The sequence below is a fragment of the Bacteroides sp. CAG:189 genome (assembly GCF_000432295.1).
Classification (GTDB): domain Bacteria; phylum Bacteroidota; class Bacteroidia; order Bacteroidales; family Bacteroidaceae; genus Bacteroides; species Bacteroides salyersiae.
Genome location: NZ_HF991070.1, coordinates 1 through 1,808, shown reverse-complemented (window position 1 = coordinate 1,808; position 1,808 = coordinate 1). Strand labels below are relative to the sequence as shown.

At 39.4% G+C, this 1,808-nt stretch carries 5 protein-coding genes; all 5 read left to right on the top strand.

The annotated features are described in order from the left end of the window. A partial coding sequence (gene rpsC, locus QVP90_RS09645) for a 30S ribosomal protein S3 (protein WP_288204213.1) occupies nucleotides 1-665 on the top strand: 665 nt, incomplete at its 5' end. Nucleotides 666-688: 23 nt separating this feature from the next. Beyond that, nucleotides 689-1,123: a 50S ribosomal protein L16 gene (rplP, locus tag QVP90_RS09640; RefSeq protein WP_005929034.1), complete on the top strand. Its 435-nt coding sequence runs from the start codon at nucleotides 689-691 to the stop codon at nucleotides 1,121-1,123. A gap of 5 nt (nucleotides 1,124-1,128) precedes the next feature. After that, entirely contained in the window at nucleotides 1,129-1,326 is a 198-nt protein-coding gene (rpmC, locus tag QVP90_RS09635) for a 50S ribosomal protein L29 (RefSeq protein ID WP_005929037.1), read from the top strand. Continuing rightward, nucleotides 1,323-1,592 carry a 30S ribosomal protein S17 gene (gene rpsQ / locus QVP90_RS09630; RefSeq protein WP_085930778.1) on the top strand — a complete coding sequence of 90 codons (270 nt, stop codon included), beginning with the start codon at nucleotides 1,323-1,325 and terminating at the stop codon, nucleotides 1,590-1,592. The genes rpmC and rpsQ overlap by 4 nt, the downstream gene beginning before the upstream one ends. Nucleotides 1,593-1,594: 2 nt before the next feature. Further along, the coding region (locus QVP90_RS09625) for an uL14 family ribosomal protein (protein WP_288204212.1) at nucleotides 1,595-1,808 on the top strand (214 nt) is incomplete at its 3' end.

Below are 1,808 nucleotides of genomic sequence, written 5' to 3'. Positions count from 1 at the left end.
GTGGAAATGATTACGGTGATTCTTTGCTGGAAGATAGCAAGATCCGTAAATATCTTAATGCTAGACTTGCAAAGGCAAGCGTTTCAAGAATCGTGATCGAACGTACATTGAAACTCGTTACTATTACTGTTTGTACAGCTCGTCCGGGTATTATTATCGGTAAAGGTGGCCAGGAAGTTGATAAGTTGAAAGAAGAGTTGAAGAAGGTTACCGACAAAGATATTCAGATCAATATCTTTGAAGTAAAAAGACCGGAACTGGATGCTGTGATTGTTGCTAACAACATCGCTCGTCAGGTAGAAGGTAAAATTGCCTATCGCCGTGCCATTAAGATGGCTATCGCAAATACTATGCGTATGGGTGCTGAAGGTATCAAAATTCAGATTTCAGGACGTTTGAATGGAGCTGAAATGGCTCGTTCTGAAATGTATAAAGAAGGAAGAACTCCGTTGCACACTTTTAGAGCAGATATCGATTATTGTCATGCGGAAGCTTTGACTAAAGTGGGTCTTCTCGGTATTAAAGTTTGGATTTGTAGAGGTGAAGTGTTTGGTAAGAAAGAATTGGCTCCGAACTTTACACAAAACAAAGAAAGTGGTCGTGGAAACAATGGTGGAAACAACGGTGGCGGAAAGAACTTCAAAAGAAAGAAAAATAATCGCTAAACGAATTTGAATTTTTAGGAATTATGTTACAACCGAAAAAGACAAAATTCAGAAGACAACAGAAAGGACGGGCTAAAGGTGTTGCACAAAGAGGCAACCAGCTTGCTTTTGGTTCTTTTGGAATTAAGGCTTTGGAAACGAAATGGATCACAGGCCGCCAGATTGAAGCTGCTCGTATTGCAGTAACAAGATATATGCAACGTCAGGGACAAATTTGGATTCGTATATTCCCGGATAAACCTATTACAAGAAAACCTGCTGATGTACGTATGGGTAAAGGTAAGGGTGCTCCCGAAGGATTCGTGGCTCCTGTTACTCCGGGTAGAATTATTATTGAAGCAGAAGGTGTTTCTTACGAAATCGCAAAAGAAGCTCTTCGCTTAGCTGCTCAAAAACTTCCTATCACTACGAAGTTTGTAGTGAGACGTGATTATGATATTCAAAATCAAAATGCGTAACGTTTATGAAAATTGCAGAAATTAAAGAAATGTCTACTGCTGACTTAGCAGAAAGAATTGAAGCAGAAGTAGTGAATTATAACCAGACGGTTATTAACCATGCTATTTCTCCTCTGGAAAACCCTGCGCAAATTAAACAGTTACGCAGGACTATTGCGCGTATGAAAACAGAGTTGCGCGAAAGAGAACTTAACAATAAATGATCAGCTCGATGGAAGCAAGAAATTTAAGAAAAGAAAGAACAGGTGTTGTATTGAGCAATAAGATGGATAAAACCGTTACTGTTGCTGCCAAATTCAAGGAAAAACACCCTATATATGGTAAGTTCGTTAGTAAAACGAAGAAGTACCATGCTCACGATGAAAAGAATGAATGCAATGTAGGTGATACAGTACGCATTATGGAAACTCGTCCTTTGAGCAAGACTAAGAGATGGAGATTAGTAGAAATAATTGAAAGAGCTAAGTAATTATGATACAAGTAGAATCCAGACTTACAGTATGTGACAACAGTGGAGCTAAAGAAGCTCTTTGTATCCGCGTTTTGGGCGGTACAAGACGTCGCTATGCTTCAGTAGGGGACGTTATTGTCGTTTCTGTAAAGAGCGTCATTCCCTCGGGTGATATTAAAAAAGGTGCAGTGTCTAAAGCTTTGATCGTACGTACTAAGAAAGAAATCCGTCGTC